This window comes from Streptomyces sp. NPDC060198, from assembly GCF_042728415.1.
Taxonomy (GTDB): Bacteria; Actinomycetota; Actinomycetes; order Streptomycetales; family Streptomycetaceae; genus Streptomyces.
Window position 1 is genome coordinate 1 of the sequence record NZ_JBHWZJ010000130.1, and the last position, 18,030, is coordinate 18,030.

Below are 18,030 nucleotides of genomic sequence, written 5' to 3' on the forward strand. Positions count from 1 at the left end.
CCCGGGAAGAGTCTCCGGATCAGATGGTCTGCGGTTCGGGGACGCGCATGGCGAGGATGGCCATGTCGTCCGAGGCCGGCTCGGCGGCGAACCGCTCAACGGCCCGCAGGACGCGTGCTGCCACCGCTCCGGCCGTCAGCCCCGTGCAGTTGGCCAGTACCTCCGCCAGGCCGTCGTCCCCGAGCATGCGGGTTCCCTCGCGGCGCTCGGTGATGCCGTCCGTGACACAGAGCAGGACGTCGCCGGGGGCGAGCGTGATCTCCTGCTCGTACAGCTCCAGGTCCTCGATGACGCCGAGCAGGGGCTGTGGCTCGGCGGCGGCCTGCACCGTGCCGTCCTGACGGAGGCGGAGCGGCAGGGGGTGGCCGGCGCACACGACCTTCAGGAGGGCGCTGCCGTCCTCCTGGGGGCGCAGCTCGCCGTACAGGAGCGTGAGGAAGCGGCTGCGGGCGCCCTCGTCGAGGATGGCCGCGTTGAGGCGCTCCAGCACCGCCGGACCGCCGAAGCCCTCGCGGGCGAGCAGGCGCAGGGCGTGCCGGGCGAGACCCGTGACGGCCGCGGCCTCGGGACCCGTACCGCATACGTCGCCGATGGCGAAGCCGTAGACGCCGTCGCGGATCGGGAAGACGTCGTAGAAGTCGCCGCCGACCTCGTTGCCCTCGCCGGCGGCGCGGTAGATGACCTCGATCTCGACGTTCGGTACCACCGGCTGGCTCGGGGGCAGCAGGCTGCGCTGGAGGGCCTGGCTGATGGCCGTGCGTTCGGAGTAGAGCCGAGCGTTGTCCAGTGCGAGGGCGGCCCGCCGGGAGAGGTCCTCCGCGAGCTCCAGGATCTCCTGGCGGAAGTGGTCGTCCGACGGCTTGCCGAGTGTCAGCATGCCGATGACACGGTTACGGGCGACGAGGGGGAGCACGACCGTCTCCCCGCCCACCGCGGCGGCCGTGGCGAGCGTCGTACGGGTGGAGTTGGCCATGCTCAGCGGAGCGTCACTGCTCAGGCTCCGCATCGAGGTGCGCAGCGCCGCCTCGTGGGCGGCCTTGCTCGGGGCGCCCCACACACGGGCCCCCGGGGAGGGCACGGGCTCGGGCGGGTCGATGCGGGACAGCAGGGCCTTGAGCCCGTCGATCAGATCCTCGTCCTCGTGCAGGACGAAGGAGAGGAACGGTTCCGAGGCCGGATCGGCGATGGTGTAGACGGCGCACCAGGTGGCGAGCTTGGGGACGGTCATCTGGGCCATGAGGGCCAGGGTCTGGTCCCGGTCGAGCGTCCCGGCCAGCAGGTCGGACGCCTCGACGAGGAAGGAGAGGGAGCCCCGGCGGAGGCGTTCCAGCTCGCCCAGGCGGGCCGACTCCACGGCGAGCGCGATGCGGTCGGCGGCGAACTGGAGGCGCAGGGCCTCCTCGTTGGTGTACCGCCCCGCGGCCTCGGCCGCGACGCCCAGCGATCCGGTGAGCCGGCCCTCCACCTTCAGCGGGACCGTCACCACCGAGCGCATCCCCGTGCCGCCCAGCAGCGGAACGGCGCCCTCCACGGCCGTCAGGTCCTCGTGCACGGCCGGCATCCGGGCGGAGCCGTACCGGCCGGCGCCCGCCTCGACGGGGACCCGGGCGAAGCGCTGGCGGGCGGAGGGCAGGCCGGTGGTGGCACGGACCTCGAGTTCGGTCTCGTCGTCCGTGGCCAGGAGCAGGAAGGCGGCGTCCGCGTCGAGCATGTCCCGCGCCCGCTCGACGGTGCGCTGGAGCAGTCCGTCCAGGTCGTCGGGTGCGGGGGAGCCGATGAACACCTCGAAGGGGTCGGCCGAGCGGCTCTCGCCGGTGTCGGTGACCGGTGCCCGCACCGGGCTCTGCAGCACCGCGCGCTCGTCGTCACGGACCATCAGGCAGACCGTGGACGGGGAACCCGCGGTGTCCCGGACCCGCAGGTGCGAGGCGTAGACGGGGACGACCCGGCCGTCCGCGCACCGGAAGCCGTAGCTTCCCTCCCAGCGCGACAGTTGGAGCGCGGCTGCGATGCCGGTGCTGGTGCCCGGGGTCTGCGGCCAGGCGGCGAACTCGGTGAGCTGCTTGCCCACGACCTGTTCGGGGGCGTAGCCGAAGAGGAACGAGGCGTCCTCGTTCCAGGAGGCCACGGCGCCGGCCATGTCGATCTGGACGACGGCGACCCGGATGCGGCGGTCGGCGACCGGCAGGCTCTCGACGGGGAGCAGCGGGCCGGCGGAGCGGATGCCGACGGGCCGGTCGGGCAGGTCCAGCTGGAACCAGACGTGTTTGCGGGTGGGGGTGTACTCCACGCCCCAGCGGGACGCCAGCGCGGCGCAGAGGAGCAGGCCCCGGCCGCCCTCCCGGTCGGGGCTGCCGAAGTCGACCGCCGTGCTCTGGAGCGGGACCTCGCGCTCCGGGTAGTGGTCGGCGACCTCGACGCGTACTCCGTCCTCCGTGCGCAGGCAGAGGACGTCCGCGGCGGTGCCCGCGTGCACGACCGCGTTGGTCACCAGCTCGCTGGTGAGGACGACCGCGTCGTCGATGACGTCGGTGTAGCCCCAGCCCTGGAGCGTGTCCCGGACGAAGGCGCGGGCTGTCGCTACCGAGCGACCGGCCGGTTCGAAGGTGGCGGCCGCCCGCGCGGTGATCACTGCACTCCCCATATGGTGTCGCGTCGCTTCCCCGAGTCCAGTGCCCGTATCTCGCCGCTGCGTTTCGCCCGAAAGCTGCCCGTGGTCCTGGCGGATGCGCGACGAACCAGCGGACGGCCCTCGGCCAGGCTAGACGCTCGCCGGGGCCGCCGGGTACACGAGGCCGGACTTCACCCCGGACGGGGGGAATGGGCGTACGCGGGCGCACGGCGCGGATCTCCGGGGTGCCGCCCGGTGCCCGCGGCGGGAAGCGGGACGGGTGGCGGCGGGTGACGAATCCGATCGGCGCCCCCGAGGGGGGCGGGCCTGGTACGTTTCAAGGATTTGACGTTTCCATGGGCACCCGTCGACGGTGTGCTGTGGCGGTGAGGTACCTCGGAACTGGGAAAGCTCTCTCAGAATCACCCGAGCGAAACGGTCGACCCTGCGGGAGGGACACGGTGGAGTCTGACGTGGCGGCGCGGGGTTCAAGCACGCGTACAAGAGGCGGACAGCCCGTGAAAAAACAGCGTCAAGGAACCGTCGAGGTGGATGCGGCAGCTCTGAACAGACTGCTCTCCGCCCTGCTCGCCATGCGTGACGGCAACTTCCGCAGGCGGCTCACCGTCTCGGGGGACGGGCCGTTGACGGAGATCTCCGCCGTCTTCAACGAGGTGGCGGACCGCAACCTCCACCTCACGGGTGAACTCGCCCGGGTCCGAAGGGTGGTCGGCCGGGAGGGGAAGCTCACCGAGCGGCTGGAGACCGGCGCCTGCGAAGGTGCCTGGGCCGCCGCGATCGACGCGTCCAACGAGCTGGTCGACGACCTTGCGCGCCCCGTGTCCGAGGTCGGCCGGGTGCTGTCCGCGGTGGCCGACGGTGACCTCGAACAACGGATGGAGCTGCGCTCCCACACCGCGGACGAGACGGTACGGCCGCTGCGCGGGGAGTTCCTGAAGGTCGCCCGTACGGTCAACAACCTGGTCGACCAGCTGTCGGCGTTCACCGAACAGGTGACACGGGTCGCCGTCGAGGTGGGTACCGAGGGCAAGCTGGGCGGCCAGGCGCAGGTGCGCGGCATGTCCGGTTCCTGGAAGGACCTCACGGACTCCGTCAACACGATGGCGTACCGGCTCACCGCGCAGGTGCGGGACATCGCGCTGGTGACGACGGCGGTGGCCAAGGGCGATCTGTCGCGGAAGGTCACCGTCCACGTGGCCGGTGAGATGCTCCAGCTGAAGAACACCGTCAACACGATGGTGGACCAGCTCTCCTCCTTCTCCTCCGAGGTCACCCGGGTCGCCCGCGAGGTCGGCACCGAGGGGGAACTCGGTGGTCAGGCCACCGTGCCCGGTGTCGCCGGCGTGTGGAAGGACCTCACCGACTCCGTCAACACCATGGCGGGAAACCTCACCAGCCAGGTGCGCGGCATCGCCGAGGTGACGACGGCGGTGGCCAACGGCGACCTGTCGCAGAAGGTCACCGTGAGTGCGCGCGGCGAGGTCGCGCAGCTCGCCGAGACGATCAACCAGATGACCGAGACGCTGCGTACCTTCGCGGACGAGGTGACCCGGGTCGCCAGCGAGGTCGGTGGCGAAGGTCTGCTCGGCGGCCAGGCCCAGGTGCCCGGAGCGGCGGGGACCTGGAAGGACCTGACCGACTCGGTCAACACCGTCTTCCGGAACCTGACCACACAGGTGCGGGACATCGCCCAGGTGACGACGGCGGTGGCCAGCGGTGACATGTCGCAGAAGGTCACCGTCGACGTGGCCGGGGAGATGCTGGAGCTGAAGAACACCGTCAACACGATGGTGGACCAGCTCCAGTCCTTCGGTTCCGAGGTGACCCGGGTCGCGCGGGAAGTCGGCGTGGAAGGCAGGCTCGGCGGCCAGGCCGAGGTGCCCGGCGCGGCCGGTACGTGGAAGGACCTCACCGACTCCGTCAACACGGCGTTCCGCAACCTCACCGGACAGGTGCGGGACATCGCCCAGGTGACGACGGCGGTGGCCAACGGCGACCTGTCGCAGAAGGTCACCGTCGATGTCGCCGGGGAGATGCTGGAGCTGAAGAACACCGTCAACACGATGGTGTCGCAGCTTTCCTCGTTCGCCGACCAGGTGACCCGGATGGCACGTGACGTGGGCACCGAGGGGCGCCTCGGCGGGCAGGCCCGGGTCGACGGAGTCTCCGGTACGTGGAAGGAACTCACCGACTCCGTCAACTTCATGGCGGGGAACCTCACCGACCAGGTCCGTCAGATCGCCCAGGTGACGACGGCGGTGGCACGCGGTGACCTGTCGCAGAAGATCGACGTGGACGCGCGCGGCGAGATCCTTGAGCTGAAGAACACCATCAACACGATGGTCGACCAGCTTTCCGCGTTCGCGGAGCAGGTGACCCGGGTGGCCCGCGAGGTGGGTACGGACGGCAGGCTCGGCGGCCAGGCGCAGGTGCCCGGAGTGGCCGGGGTGTGGCGTGATCTGACCGACTCGGTGAACGGCATGGCCGGCAACCTCACCGCCCAGGTCCGCAACATCGCGCAGGTCGCCACCGCGGTGGCACGCGGTGACCTGTCGCAGAAGATCGACGTGGACGCGCGCGGCGAGATCCTGGAGCTGAAGAACACCCTCAACACCATGGTCGACCAGCTCTCGAACTTCGCGGAGCAGGTGACCCGGGTGGCCCGCGAGGTGGGGACCGAGGGCATCCTCGGCGGTCAGGCCGAGGTGCAGGGGGTCTCCGGTACGTGGAAGGACCTCACCCAGTCCGTCAACGGCATGGCCAACAACCTCACCCTCCAGGTGCGGAACATCGCCGAGGTCACGACCGCGGTGGCCAAGGGCGACCTGTCGAAGAAGATCACCGTCGACGCCAAGGGCGAGATCCTCGAACTGGTCACGACCGTCAACACCATGGTCGACCAGCTGATGAACTTCGCCGACGAGGTCGCCCGGGTGGCCCGTGAAGTGGGTACCGAAGGCATCCTCGGCGGTCAGGCCCGGGTGCGCGGCGCGACGGGCATCTGGAAGGACCTCAGCGACAACGTCAACCTGATGGCCAACAACCTGACCAGCCAGGTACGGAACATCTCCAGGGTCTCCTCGGCGGTCGCCAACGGCGATCTGACGAAGAAGGTCACCGTCGAGGCGCGGGGCGAGGTCGCCGAACTGGCCGACACGGTCAACACCATGGTGACGACGCTCTCCTCGTTCGCGGACGAGGTGACCCGGGTGGCCCGCGAGGTCGGCACCGAGGGCATCCTCGGCGGACAGGCCAGGGTCCCGGGGGTCTCGGGGACCTGGAAGGACCTCACCGAGTCGGTGAACTCGATGGCCTCCAACCTCACCGGACAGGTGCGGCAGATCGCCACCGTCACCACCGCCATCGCCAAGGGCGACCTCACCAAGAAGATCGACATCGACGCGCAGGGCGAGATCCTGCAGCTCAAGGACACCATCAACACGATGGTCGACCAGCTGTCGTCGTTCGCCGACCAGGTGACCCGGGTGGCCCGTGAGGTGGGCACCGAGGGCCAGCTGGGCGGTCAGGCCCGGGTGCGGGACGTCGACGGCACCTGGCGCGACCTCACCGAGTCGGTGAACGAGATGGCCGGGAACCTCACCCGGCAGGTGCGGGCCATCGCGGCCGTCGCCACCGCGGTGACGCGCGGCGATCTGAACCTGAAGATCGACGTGGACGCCGCCGGCGAGATCCAGGTGCTGCAGGACAACATCAACACGATGATCGCCAACCTGCGCGACACCACCCTCGCCAACAAGGAGCAGGACTGGCTGAAGGGCAACCTCGCCAGGATCTCCGGCCTGATGCAGGGGCGGCGCGACCTGGACGACGTGGCCTCGCTGATCATGAGCGAGCTGACCCCGGTGGTCTCCGCCCAGCACGGCGCGTTCTTCATGGCCATGGCGGCGGGCGACACCGACGAGGTGGGCGCGGACGCCAGTGCCGAAAGCGCGTACGAGCTGCGGATGCGCGGCAGTTACGGATACTCGGTGGGGTCGATGCCGACTTCCTTCCGGCCCGGCGAGTCGCTCATCGGACAGTCCGCCTCGGAGAAGCGGACCATCCAGGTGGACAGCGCGCCGCCCGCGTACCTGAAGATCTCCTCGGGGCTCGGCGAGGCACCCCCGGCGCATGTGATCGTGCTGCCGGTGCTCTTCGAGGGCAAGGTCCTCGGCGTGATCGAGCTCGCCTCCTTCCAGCCGTTCACCCAGATCCAGCGGGACTTCCTGAACCAGCTCGCCGAGATGATCGCGACGAGCGTCAACACCATCAGCGTCAACACCAGGACCGAGAAGCTGCTGGAACAGTCCCAGGAGCTGACCGAACAGCTCCGGGACCGTTCGGAGGAGTTGGAGAACCGGCAGAAGGCCCTCCAGGCGTCCAACGCCGAACTGGAGGACAAGGCCGAGCTGCTGGCGCGGCAGAACCGCGACATCGAGCTGAAGAACACCGAGATCGAGGAAGCCCGGCAGGTCCTGCAGGAGCGCGCCGAACAGCTCGCCGTCTCGATGCGGTACAAGTCGGAGTTCCTGGCGAACATGTCGCACGAGCTGCGGACACCGCTCAACTCGCTGCTGATCCTGGCCAAGTTGCTCGCGGACAACGCCGAGGGCAACCTCTCGCCCAAGCAGGTGGAGTTCGCCGAGACGATCCACGGGGCCGGGTCCGACCTGCTCCAGCTGATCAACGACATCCTCGACCTCTCCAAGGTCGAGGCAGGCAAGATGGACGTCAGCCCGACCCGTATCGCGCTGGTCCAGCTGGTCGACTACGTGGAGGCGACCTTCCGGCCGCTGACCGCCGAGAAGGGGCTCGACTTCTCCGTACGCGTCTCACCCGAACTGCCCGCCACCCTCCACACCGACGAGCAGCGACTGCTCCAGGTGCTGCGCAACCTGCTCTCCAACGCGGTGAAGTTCACCGACGGCGGCGCGGTGGAGCTGGTGATCCGGCCGGCCGGACCGGACGTCCCGAACGCCATCAGGGAGAACCTGCTGGAGACGGGTTCGCTGCCGGACGCGGACGCCGACCTGATCGCGTTCTCGGTCACCGACACCGGGATCGGGATCGCGTCCAGCAAGATGATGGTGATCTTCGAGGCGTTCAAGCAGGCGGACGGCACCACCAGCCGCAAGTACGGCGGTACCGGCCTCGGACTCTCCATCAGCCGGGAGATCGCGCGCCTGCTGGGCGGCGAGATCCACGCGGCGAGCGAGCCCGGCCGGGGTTCGACCTTCACCCTCTACCTCCCGCTGCGCCGCGGCGAACTGCCCGCGCAGGGCTACCCGCAGGGCGGCTCCGGATCCTTGGAACTGTCCTCCGGCGGCGGGGAGTACCCGTCCCAGGGCGATTCCGCTCCGCTGGGCGACCCGGCCAATTCGGCGGGTGTGTTCCGGCGCCGGCGCCAGGCACTCGGCGATCCGCGCCGGCGCCCGGAGCTGCCCGCGCCCAACCGCCCCGGCTCCGGGGCGGCCCCGGCCGCGGAGAACGCCGCGCAGGAAGACTGGGTCCAGGGGACACAAGCGCCCGAGGGGCGCAGGTCGTTCAGGTTCCGCGGCGAGAAGGTGCTGATCGTCGACGACGACATCCGCAACGTCTTCGCCCTCACCAGCGCCCTCGAACAGCACGGACTCTCCGTGCTCTACGCGGAGAACGGCCGCGAGGGGATCGAGGTGTTGGAGCAGCACGACGACGTGGCAGTCGTGCTGATGGACATCATGATGCCGGAGATGGACGGGTACGCGACGACGACGGCGATCCGGCGGATGCCCCAGTTCGCCGCTCTTCCGATCGTCGCGCTGACCGCGAAGGCCATGAAGGGCGACAAGGAGAAGGCGCTCGACTGCGGTGCCTCCGACTACGTCACCAAGCCGGTCGACCCCGACTACCTGCTCGGCGTCATGGAGAGGTGGATGCGCGGGGAGTGACACGGGTACGGCGGGGTGCCGCGGGGCACCCCGCCCGGGCGGGCTCCCGCACCGCCCGCGCTCCGGCTTCCCGGGGAGTGCGGAGAGACTCCTCGGGCGGGAACCTTCCGAACTCCCGCCGCGTTCTTGTTATGTGCACAGTGACATCGCGGTGACAGGGTGTGGCGGCAGTCGGGGTGCGGCTACGATGACCGGCACAAGACGGACGGCGATACGGAGCCGTCCCCTGGGGCGGCACCCGGTGCGACGCCGGGATGAGGAGGGCGGGCCATGATGCAGAAGGCCAAGATCCTCCTGGTCGATGACCGGCCGGAGAATCTGCTGGCGCTGGAGGCCATCCTCTCTGCGCTGGATCAGACGCTGGTGCGGGCATCGTCAGGGGAGGAAGCGCTCAAGGCGCTGCTCACGGACGACTTCGCGGTCATTCTGCTCGATGTCCAGATGCCGGGTATGGACGGCTTCGAGACAGCGGCGCACATCAAGCGCCGTGAGCGGACACGGGACATCCCGATCATCTTCCTCACGGCGATCAACCACGGCCCGCACCACACCTTCCGTGGTTACGCGGCAGGCGCCGTCGACTACATCTCGAAGCCGTTCGATCCCTGGGTGCTGCGCGCCAAGGTGTCGGTCTTCGTCGAGCTGTACATGAAGAACTGCAAGCTGCGGGAGCAGGCGGCCCTGCTGCGGGCTCAGCTGGACGGTGGGCGTTCCGGCGAGGACAGGGAGCCGGCCGGGCTGCTGGCCGAGCTCTCCGCACGTCTCGCCGCGGTGGAGGAGCAGGCCGAAGCGCTCTCCAAGCAGCTGGACGACGAGTCCGCGGACGCGGCCGCGGTCGCCACGGCGGCGCATCTCGAACGCAAGCTGACGGGGCTGCGGCGGGCGCTCGACGCTCTGGAGCCCGGTACGAACGGCGCCACCGGCATCCTGCCGGCTCAGAACTGACGGCGGCGCAGAACTAGCGACGGCGCAGGACTGGCGACGACGCAGGACTGGCGACGGCGCGGCACTCGTCGCGGCATCGACGATCGTGCGGAATCGGCAGCCGCAGAATGGCGTGGCCGTCCGGAATCCGTCCGCTTGTGCTTGACGGTGCGGAACCGGGGGCGCCGGTGTGGCCGCTGCTGCCCCGCGCACGATTTCACCCCTTGACGCCACGGTGAAGCGGCGTCAGTTTTCCACCTCCGCAAGCCGACACGGTCGGGTGAACCCGACGGGCACGTGTCCCCACGCGTCGACACCGGTAACCTCGGCCCATGGCCTCACGTACGTCCGGCAAGGGTTCCCAGAGCTCGGCGGGCACCGCGAAGAGCGTCGGCCGTACACCGGGGCCGGCGAGAAAAGCCGCGCCCGCCAGAAAGGCGCCGGCCGGGAAAGGGGTGCCCGCGCGCAAGGTGCCGGTCAAGAAGGCGGCGGCCAAGAGGCCCGCGCCAAAGCCCGCCGCGTCTCCCACCAACGGGGTGTACCGGATGGTGCGCGCCGTCTGGCTCGGCATGGCGCACGGCGTCGGCGCGCTGTTCCGTTCGATAGGGCGTGGCGCCAAGGGACTCGACCCGGCCCACCGCAAGGACGGGCTGGCGCTGTTGCTGCTGGGTCTCGCGCTGATCGTTGCCGCGGGTACCTGGTCGAATCTGCGCGGACCCGTCGGTGACCTGGTCGAGATGCTGGTGACCGGGGCGTTCGGCCGGCTCGACCTCCTCGTGCCGATACTGCTGGGCGCCGTCGCCGTGCGGCTGATCCTCTATCCACAGCGGCCCGAGGCCAACGGACGGATCGTCATCGGCCTCTCGGCGCTGGTCATCGGCATCCTCGGGCAGGTCCACATCGCCTGCGGCAGCCCGGGACGCGGGGCGGGCACCGAGGCCATACAGGACGCGGGCGGTCTGATCGGCTGGGGCGTCTCCACCCCGCTCGTCTTCGCCATGGGTGAGGTCCTCGCCGTTCCCCTGCTGCTCCTGCTGACGATCTTCGGGCTTCTGGTCGTCACGGCCACACCCGTCAATGCGATTCCGCAGCGGCTCCGGCTGCTCGGGACGAAGCTGGGGATCGTCGACGCGCCGGCCGCGGAGGACGGCTACGAGCCGTACGCGGACGACGAGCGGTACGACGATCAGTGGCGCGAGGCGCTGCCCGGCCGGACGCGCCGAGCCCCCGGGCGCGGCCCCGAAGGGGTGTTCGACGCTGACGACGCGGAGGCCGAGGCGCTGGCCCGGCGTCGCAGGCCCCGGCGGCAGACGGCGCAGCCCGGTACGAACCGGCCGATGGACGCCGTCGACGTCGCCGCGGCTGCCGCCGCCGCGCTGGACGGAGCGGTCCTCAACGGCATCTCGCCCTCGCCCGTCGTCGCCGACCTCACCCAGGGAGTGTTCGGCGACCGGGACCGCACCGCCGACGGGGACCGTGCCGGTGAGCGCGAGCGGACCGGCAGCCCGGTTCCCGGCGCGCGCGGAGCCCGTTCGGCGGAGGAGGCGGGCAAGGAGCGGACCGGCCGCCGGCCCGCCGGTGCGCCGCCCGCCGGAGTACCGGACCTGACCAAGCCCGCTCCGGAGCAGACCCGGCCGCTGCCCGCGCGGGCGGAGCAGCTCCAGCTCTCCGGGGGCACGTACTCGCTGCCCTCCCTCGACCTGCTGGAGCGCGGCGGCCCCGGCAAGACGCGGAGCGCGGCCAACGATGCGGTCGTGGCTTCGCTGACCAACGTCTTCACGGAGTTCAAGGTCGACGCGGCCGTCACCGGCTTCACCCGGGGTCCGACGGTCACCCGGTACGAGGTGGAGCTCGGCCCCGCGGTGAAGGTCGAGCGGATCACCGCGCTCACCAAGAACATCGCCTACGCCGTCGCCAGCCCCGACGTCCGGATCATCTCGCCGATTCCCGGCAAGTCGGCGGTCGGCATCGAGATTCCCAACTCCGACCGGGAGATGGTCAACCTCGGAGACGTACTGCGGCTCGCGGACGCGGCCGAGGACGATCACCCGATGCTGGTCGCACTCGGCAAGAACGTCGAGGGCGGCTACGAGATGGCCAACCTCGCGCAGATGCCGCACGTGCTGGTCGCGGGGGCGACCGGGTCCGGAAAGTCGTCCTGCATCAACTGCCTGATCACGTCGGTCATGGTCCGCGCCACCCCGGACGACGTACGCATGGTCCTCGTCGACCCCAAGCGGGTCGAGCTGACCGCGTACGAAGGAATCCCGCACCTGATCACACCGATCATCACCAACCCGAAGAAGGCGGCCGAGGCGCTCCAGTGGGTGGTGCGGGAGATGGACCTGCGCTACGACGACCTCGCCGCGTACGGCTTCCGGCACATCGACGACTTCAACCACGCGGTGCGGGACGGCAAGGTCAAGGCGCCCGAGGGCAGCGAACGGGAGCTCTCCCCGTACCCGTACCTGCTGGTCATCGTCGACGAGCTGGCGGACCTGATGATGGTCGCGCCACGTGACGTGGAGGACTCGATCGTCCGCATCACCCAGCTGGCCAGGGCCGCCGGCATCCACCTGGTGCTCGCGACGCAGCGGCCCTCCGTCGACGTCGTCACCGGGCTGATCAAGGCCAACGTGCCCTCCCGGCTGGCGTTCGCCACCTCCTCGCTGGCGGACAGCCGGGTCATCCTGGACCAGCCGGGCGCGGAGAAGCTCATCGGAAAGGGTGACGGGCTGTTCCTGCCGATGGGTGCGAACAAGCCGACCCGCATGCAGGGCGCCTTCGTCACGGAGGAGGAGGTGGCCGCCGTCGTCCAGCACTGCAAGGACCAGATGACCCCTGTCTTCCGGGACGACGTGGTGGTCGGGACGAAGCAGAAGAAGGAGATCGACGAGGACATCGGCGACGACCTGGACCTGCTCTGCCAGGCCGCGGAACTCGTCGTCTCCACACAGTTCGGCTCGACCTCGATGCTTCAGCGCAAGTTGAGGGTCGGCTTCGCCAAGGCCGGAAGGCTCATGGACCTGATGGAGTCACGGAACATCGTCGGCCCCAGCGAGGGATCGAAAGCCCGCGACGTGATGGTGAAGCCCGACGAGCTCGACGGGGTGTTGGCCCTGATCCGCGGGGAAACAGCTCCCTGACGGTCACGGAAGCATCGCGAATTCGCTTCCCCCGACGGCGGGGGCAACCGTTGCGCCCGGTCGTACGTCAAGTTCAAGTGGAGGGTGCGGCCGTGGCCGCCCCCGCCATACAGCCCAAGGGGTTGTCCGGCGGGCCCGATGGCGTACAAGTCGTCGCGCCCGGTTGCCCCACCCTTTCGCACCCCCCCTAGACTGAACATCCAGCAGGTGGCTCACGCTCGAAAGGCGCCCCCGTGTCCATCGGCAACTCCCCCGAAGACGACCGGCCTTCGATCGGTCGTGTGCTTCAGCAGGCTCGAATCGCCGCAGGTCTGACGGTCGACGAAGTCAGCGGCTCCACCCGGGTGCGCATCCCCATCGTGCACGCGATCGAGAACGACGACTTCTCACGCTGCGGCGGCGATGTCTACGCGCGCGGTCACATCCGTACCGTCGCCCGCGCGGTCGGCATCGATCCTGAACCGCTGGTCCAGCAGTACGACGCCGAACACGGCGGCCGTCCTGTGCCCACGCCCGCTGCTCCGCTCTTCGAAGCGGAACGCATCCGGTCGGAACCCCGGCGGCCCAACTGGACCGCGGCCATGGTCGCGGCCATCGTCGCCGTCGTCGGTTTCGTCGGCTTCACCCTCTTCGACGGTGAGGACGAGGGAACCAGCACCGCACACGTGGCCGAGGGCTCCACGCCCCAGAAGACCACGGCCAAACCGACCCCCACCAAGCCCGCCGACCCCAAGCCCGTGCCGTCGGAGAGCGCCATCGCCGCGGCTCCGCTGGACAAGGTGACGGTCAAGCTCAGCGCCACCGAGGGCAAGAGCTGGATCTCCGCCAAGGACCACAGCGGGCAGATCCTCTTCGACGGACTCCTTCTCCAGGGCCAGTCGAAGACGTTCCAGGACGAGGAGCGTGTCGACCTCGTGCTCGGAAACGCCGGATCCATCGATCTCTTCGTGAACGGCAAGAAGGTCGAGGACCAGTTCGAACCCGGACAGGTCGAGCGACTTTCCTACGCGAAGGGCGACCCCGAGGCGGGCTGAGAACGCCCGCTTCCCGAACCACCGCCCGACCTGGTGTCCCACCCCGATCACGACGAGCGCCCGGCCCCGCTGCCGGGCGCTCGTCGCGTTCCGGTCGGGCCACCGATGTGCCGCTGGTGCTCGTCGCCTTCCGCACCGCGCCGGCCGCCTCCCTGCCGCCGGGTGCGCTCCGTGCGTTCGCGTGCGCGAAGGTGACTCCGGGTAGCGGGAACCCTGCGCGGCGGGGGGCCCGCCACGACGAAGTAGTCTTGATTCCATGCCCGAACGCCGTACCGTCGCCCTCGTCACGCTTGGCTGCGCCCGTAACGAGGTGGACTCGGAGGAGCTTGCAGGCCGCTTGGCAGCGGACGGCTGGGAGCTCGTCGAGGACGCCTCCGACGCGGATGTCGCCGTCGTCAACACCTGTGGCTTCGTCGAAGCCGCCAAGAAGGACTCCGTCGATGCCCTCCTCGAAGCCAATGATCTGAAGGACCACGGCCGGACCCAGGCCGTCGTCGCGGTCGGCTGCATGGCCGAGCGTTACGGCAAGGACCTCGCCGAGGCCCTGCCGGAGGCGGACGGCGTCCTCGGATTCGACGACTACGCCGACATCTCCGACCGCCTCCAGACCATCCTCAACGGCGGCATCCACGCCTCCCACACCCCGCGCGACCGGCGCAAGCTCCTCCCGATCAGCCCCGCCGAACGGCAGGACGCCGCCGTGGCCCTGCCCGGGCACGCACAGGAGATCGCCCCCGCGCCCGCCGACCTTCCGGACGGTGTCGCCCCGGTCTCCGGACCGCGCGCCCCGCTGCGCCGCCGGCTCGGCACCAGCCCGGTCGCCTCGGTGAAGCTGGCCTCCGGCTGCGACCGCCGGTGCACCTTCTGCGCCATCCCGTCCTTCCGCGGCTCCTTCATCTCCCGCCGCCCCTCCGACGTGCTGGGCGAGACCCGCTGGCTCGCCGAGCAGGGCGTCAAGGAGGTCATGCTGGTCTCCGAGAACAACACCTCGTACGGCAAGGACCTCGGCGACATCCGTCTGCTGGAGACCCTGCTGCCCGAGCTCGCCGACGTCGACGGCATCGAGCGCATCCGGGTCAGCTACCTCCAGCCCGCGGAGATGCGCCCCGGGCTGATCGACGTCCTGACCTCGACGCCGAAGGTCGCCCCGTACTTCGACCTGTCCTTCCAGCACTCCGCCCCCGGCGTACTGCGCGCGATGCGCCGCTTCGGCGACACGGACCGTTTCCTGGAACTGCTGGACACCATCCGCTCCAAGGCCCCGCAGGCCGGCGCCCGGTCCAACTTCATCGTCGGGTTCCCCGGCGAGACCGAGGCCGACCTCGCCGAGCTGGAGCGTTTCCTCACCGGTGCCCGGCTCGACGCCATCGGCGTCTTCGGATACTCCGACGAAGAGGGAACCGAAGCGGTCGGTTACGAGAACAAGCTGGACGCCGACACCATCGCCGAGCGCCTCGCCCACATCTCCCAGCTCGCCGAGGAGCTCACCTCCCAGCGCGCCGAGGAGCGGGTCGGCGAGACCCTGCAGGTGCTGGTCGAGTCCGTGGAGTCCGAGGAGGACGGTCCGGTCGCGATCGGCCGCGCCGCGCACCAGGCACCCGAAACGGACGGCCAGGTGGTCTTCACCACACGCGAAGGGCTCGTCCCCGGCCTTATGGTCGAGGCGAAGGCAGTGGGCACCGAGGGAGTCGACCTGGTGGCCGAACATCTCACACTCTCGGAGGCGGCCAGATGACGGGAGCCCCGGCATCCGCGACGGGCGGCTCCGGCGCTACGCCGGTCCGCGGCGGCAAGCTGGGCACCGCGGCCGTGAACCAGGCCAGCCTGTGGAACATCGCCAACATCCTCACCATGATCCGGCTGCTCCTGGTGCCCGGCTTCGTGATGCTGCTGCTGGCGGACGGCGGGTACGACCCCGCCTGGCGGTCCGTGGCGTGGGCGGCCTTCGCCATCGCGATGATCACCGACCTGTTCGACGGCCACCTCGCGCGGACGTACAACCTGGTCACCGACTTCGGGAAGATCGCCGATCCCATCGCCGACAAGGCGATCATGGGGGCCGCGCTGATCGCCCTGTCGTGGCTGGGCGACCTGCCGTGGTGGATCACCGGGGTGATCCTCTTCCGTGAGCTGGGCATCACCCTCATGCGGTTCTGGGTGATCCGGCACGCCGTGATCCCGGCGAGCCGGGGCGGCAAGCTGAAGACGCTGGCTCAGGGAACAGCCGTCGGGATGTACGTCCTGGCGCTCACCGGCCCCCTGGCCACCCTCCGCTTCTGGGTGATGATGGTCGCCGTCGTGCTGACGGTGGTGACCGGACTCGACTACGTACGCCAGGCGGTCGTGGCGCGCCGCAAGGGGCTCGCCGCCGAACGGGTCGCGGCGGTGGAAGCGGTGGCCCTGGCGCTGGACCCCGACGCGGACGCGGCTGCGATCGCGCCCGCGGCCGTGGCCGGGGGCTCCGGGGCGTCCGCGCTCGCGGGGAACGCCGGTGACGCCGCCGTACCGGACGTCGCACCGGCGGCGGTCGCCGGGAGCGAGACACTCCCCCAAGCCGTGGTGGGCGACCCCGCCGAGGCCGAGAGGTGACCCTCGCGGCCCGGGTACTGCGGCATCTCGCGGAGCGGGGGGAGACCCTCGCGGTGGCCGAGTCGCTGACCGGTGGCCTGGTCGCGGCGGAACTCACCGCCGTGCCGGGGGCCTCGCGCTCCTTCCGGGGGTCGGTGACGGCTTACGCGACCCCGCTGAAGCACGAGCTGCTGGGAGTCGACCGGACACTGCTCGCGGAGCGTGGAGCGGTGGACGCCGAGGTCGCGCGCGGTATGGCGGCCGGTGTGCGGTCGGCGCTCGGCGCCGACTGGGGGATCTCCACCACCGGGGTCGCCGGCCCCGAACCCCAGGACGGTCAGCCGGTGGGTACCGTCTTCGTCGCGGTCGCGGGACCGCTCGGGGTCGGTAAAGTCGCGGCACTGCGGTTGAACGGTGAGCGGACGGACATCCGTAGAGAGAGCGTGCTCCACGTCCTTGAGCTGCTCTCCGGCGAACTCGCAGAAAATGCGAGGGCACAGGATACGGAACAGAACGGGGGGAATTGATGTTTGCAGCCCTGAGAGAACACGACATCGCTCCCCGCACGGCCGCAGCGCTAAGCGGTACGGTGGGGCGTGAAGGATGCGGCTACGCGGTCCGAGGAGGGAGCCACCGATGATTCTGCTCCGTCGCCTGCTGGGTGACGTGCTGCGTCGGCAGCGCCAGCGCCAAGGCCGTACTCTGCGCGAAGTCTCCTCGTCCGCCCGGGTCTCGCTCGGCTATCTCTCCGAGGTGGAGCGGGGGCAGAAGGAGGCATCCTCCGAGCTGCTCTCCGCGATTTGCGACGCGCTTGACGTACGGATGTCCGAGCTCATGCGTGAAGTGAGCGATGAGCTGTCACTCGCCGAACTCGCCGCGTCGGCGGCAGCCAGTGATCCGGTCCACGTGCCGGTTCGCCCCATGCTCAACTCCGTCTCCGTGGCATCGGTGGCGGGTGTACCGGCGGGTCGGGTGACGATCAAGGCGCCCGCGGAGGCGGTGGAGGTCGTCGCTGCCTGACCCGCACGGTCCGGTGTGACAGTGGACCCCGGTCGGCCCCTCGTGGGGCTGGCCGGGGTTCTGTCGTGCGCGCGCTCCGTCCGTGCGTCGCGAGGGTGTGGGCGGCGGTTCACGGGGCACACGGAGAGCGAGGCTGCGGATGGTCGCTTTGTCGTCTTATGTGCCATCGTGGATGGCGTGCCGACAGCGGCTGCCGAACCAGCCGACGCAACCGCCGGTGCGACGGGAAAGGGCCGTGGGCCCGCCCCGGACACCGACAGAACGGAGAGAGTGCATGTCTGTCGTGAAGAGCCCGCTTTCCGATGCCGACCTCAAGACGGTGGGCGAGGCGCTCCAGGGCGCCCTGGTCGACCTGGTCGACCTCTCGCTGGCCGCGAAGCAGGTCCACTGGAACGTCGTCGGCCCGCGCTTCCGCTCCGTGCACCTCCAGCTCGACGAGGTCGTGGACACCGCGCGCCAGCACTCCGACACGGTTGCCGAGCGTGCCTCGGCCGTCGGCGTCAACCCGGACGGGCGGTCCGCGACCATCGCACGGACGACCGCCATCGACGTCGTGCCGGACGGCTGGATCAAGGACGTCGATGCCGTGAAGGTCCTGGTGGACGCGCTGGAGATCGTGATCGGCCGGATGCGTGAGCGGATCGACGCCACCGCCGACCCCGACCCGGTGAGCCAGGACACCCTGATCGCCGTGGCCGCCGACCTCGAGAAGCACGCCTGGATGTTCCAGGCGGAGAGTGCCTGAGCCGGCCGGGCCGCGAGGCGCGTGAGCCTCGCGG

Annotated in this window: 10 protein-coding genes; 9 read left to right on the forward strand and 1 reads right to left on the reverse strand. The window is 70.2% G+C overall.

The genetic code is table 11. From position 1 onward, the window contains the following. Positions 1–19: 19 nt before the first annotated feature. The gene (locus tag ACFWEP_RS17795) at positions 20–2,644 is read right to left on the reverse strand and encodes a SpoIIE family protein phosphatase (protein ID WP_387371236.1); all 2,625 of its coding nucleotides are present in this window, start codon (positions 2,642–2,644) and stop codon (positions 20–22) included. Positions 2,645–3,129: 485 nt separating this feature from the next. Here ACFWEP_RS17795 and ACFWEP_RS17800 point away from each other — a divergent pair, with 485 nt between their 5' ends. From ACFWEP_RS17800 to ACFWEP_RS17840, 9 genes are all read left to right on the forward strand, one after another. After that, positions 3,130–8,559, forward strand: a complete 5,430-nt coding sequence (locus tag ACFWEP_RS17800; RefSeq protein ID WP_387371237.1) for a HAMP domain-containing protein — start codon at positions 3,130–3,132, stop codon at positions 8,557–8,559. Positions 8,560–8,829: 270 nt separating this feature from the next. After that, positions 8,830–9,504 (forward strand): response regulator, encoded by a 675-nt coding sequence (locus ACFWEP_RS17805; RefSeq protein WP_328719064.1) that lies wholly within the window; start codon positions 8,830–8,832, stop codon positions 9,502–9,504. Between the two features lie 311 nt (positions 9,505–9,815). Next, positions 9,816–12,629 (forward strand): DNA translocase FtsK, encoded by a 2,814-nt coding sequence (locus tag ACFWEP_RS17810; protein WP_387371238.1) that lies wholly within the window; start codon positions 9,816–9,818, stop codon positions 12,627–12,629. A 233-nt stretch (positions 12,630–12,862) separates the two neighbouring features. Then, complete coding sequence (locus tag ACFWEP_RS17815) at positions 12,863–13,663, forward strand: helix-turn-helix domain-containing protein (RefSeq protein WP_387371239.1); 801 nt, start codon at positions 12,863–12,865, stop codon at positions 13,661–13,663. A 256-nt stretch (positions 13,664–13,919) separates the two neighbouring features. After that, positions 13,920–15,398, forward strand: a complete 1,479-nt coding sequence (gene rimO, locus ACFWEP_RS17820; protein WP_387371240.1) for a 30S ribosomal protein S12 methylthiotransferase RimO — start codon at positions 13,920–13,922, stop codon at positions 15,396–15,398. Beyond that, positions 15,395–16,252 (forward strand): CDP-diacylglycerol--glycerol-3-phosphate 3-phosphatidyltransferase, encoded by an 858-nt coding sequence (gene pgsA, locus ACFWEP_RS17825; RefSeq protein WP_387371241.1) that lies wholly within the window; start codon positions 15,395–15,397, stop codon positions 16,250–16,252. Before rimO ends, pgsA begins: the two co-directional genes overlap by 4 nt. Beyond that, complete coding sequence (locus tag ACFWEP_RS17830; RefSeq protein WP_387371242.1) at positions 16,249–16,758, forward strand: CinA family protein; 510 nt, start codon at positions 16,249–16,251, stop codon at positions 16,756–16,758. The genes pgsA and ACFWEP_RS17830 overlap by 4 nt, the downstream gene beginning before the upstream one ends. Positions 16,759–16,867: 109 nt before the next feature. After that, a complete protein-coding gene (locus ACFWEP_RS17835) occupies positions 16,868–17,251 on the forward strand; it encodes a helix-turn-helix transcriptional regulator (protein ID WP_328719059.1) in 384 nt (127 codons plus the stop codon). 274 nt (positions 17,252–17,525) lie between these two features. Continuing rightward, positions 17,526–17,996 carry a Dps family protein gene (locus tag ACFWEP_RS17840; protein ID WP_387371243.1) on the forward strand — a complete coding sequence of 157 codons (471 nt, stop codon included), beginning with the start codon at positions 17,526–17,528 and terminating at the stop codon, positions 17,994–17,996. Positions 17,997–18,030: the final 34 nt, after the last annotated feature.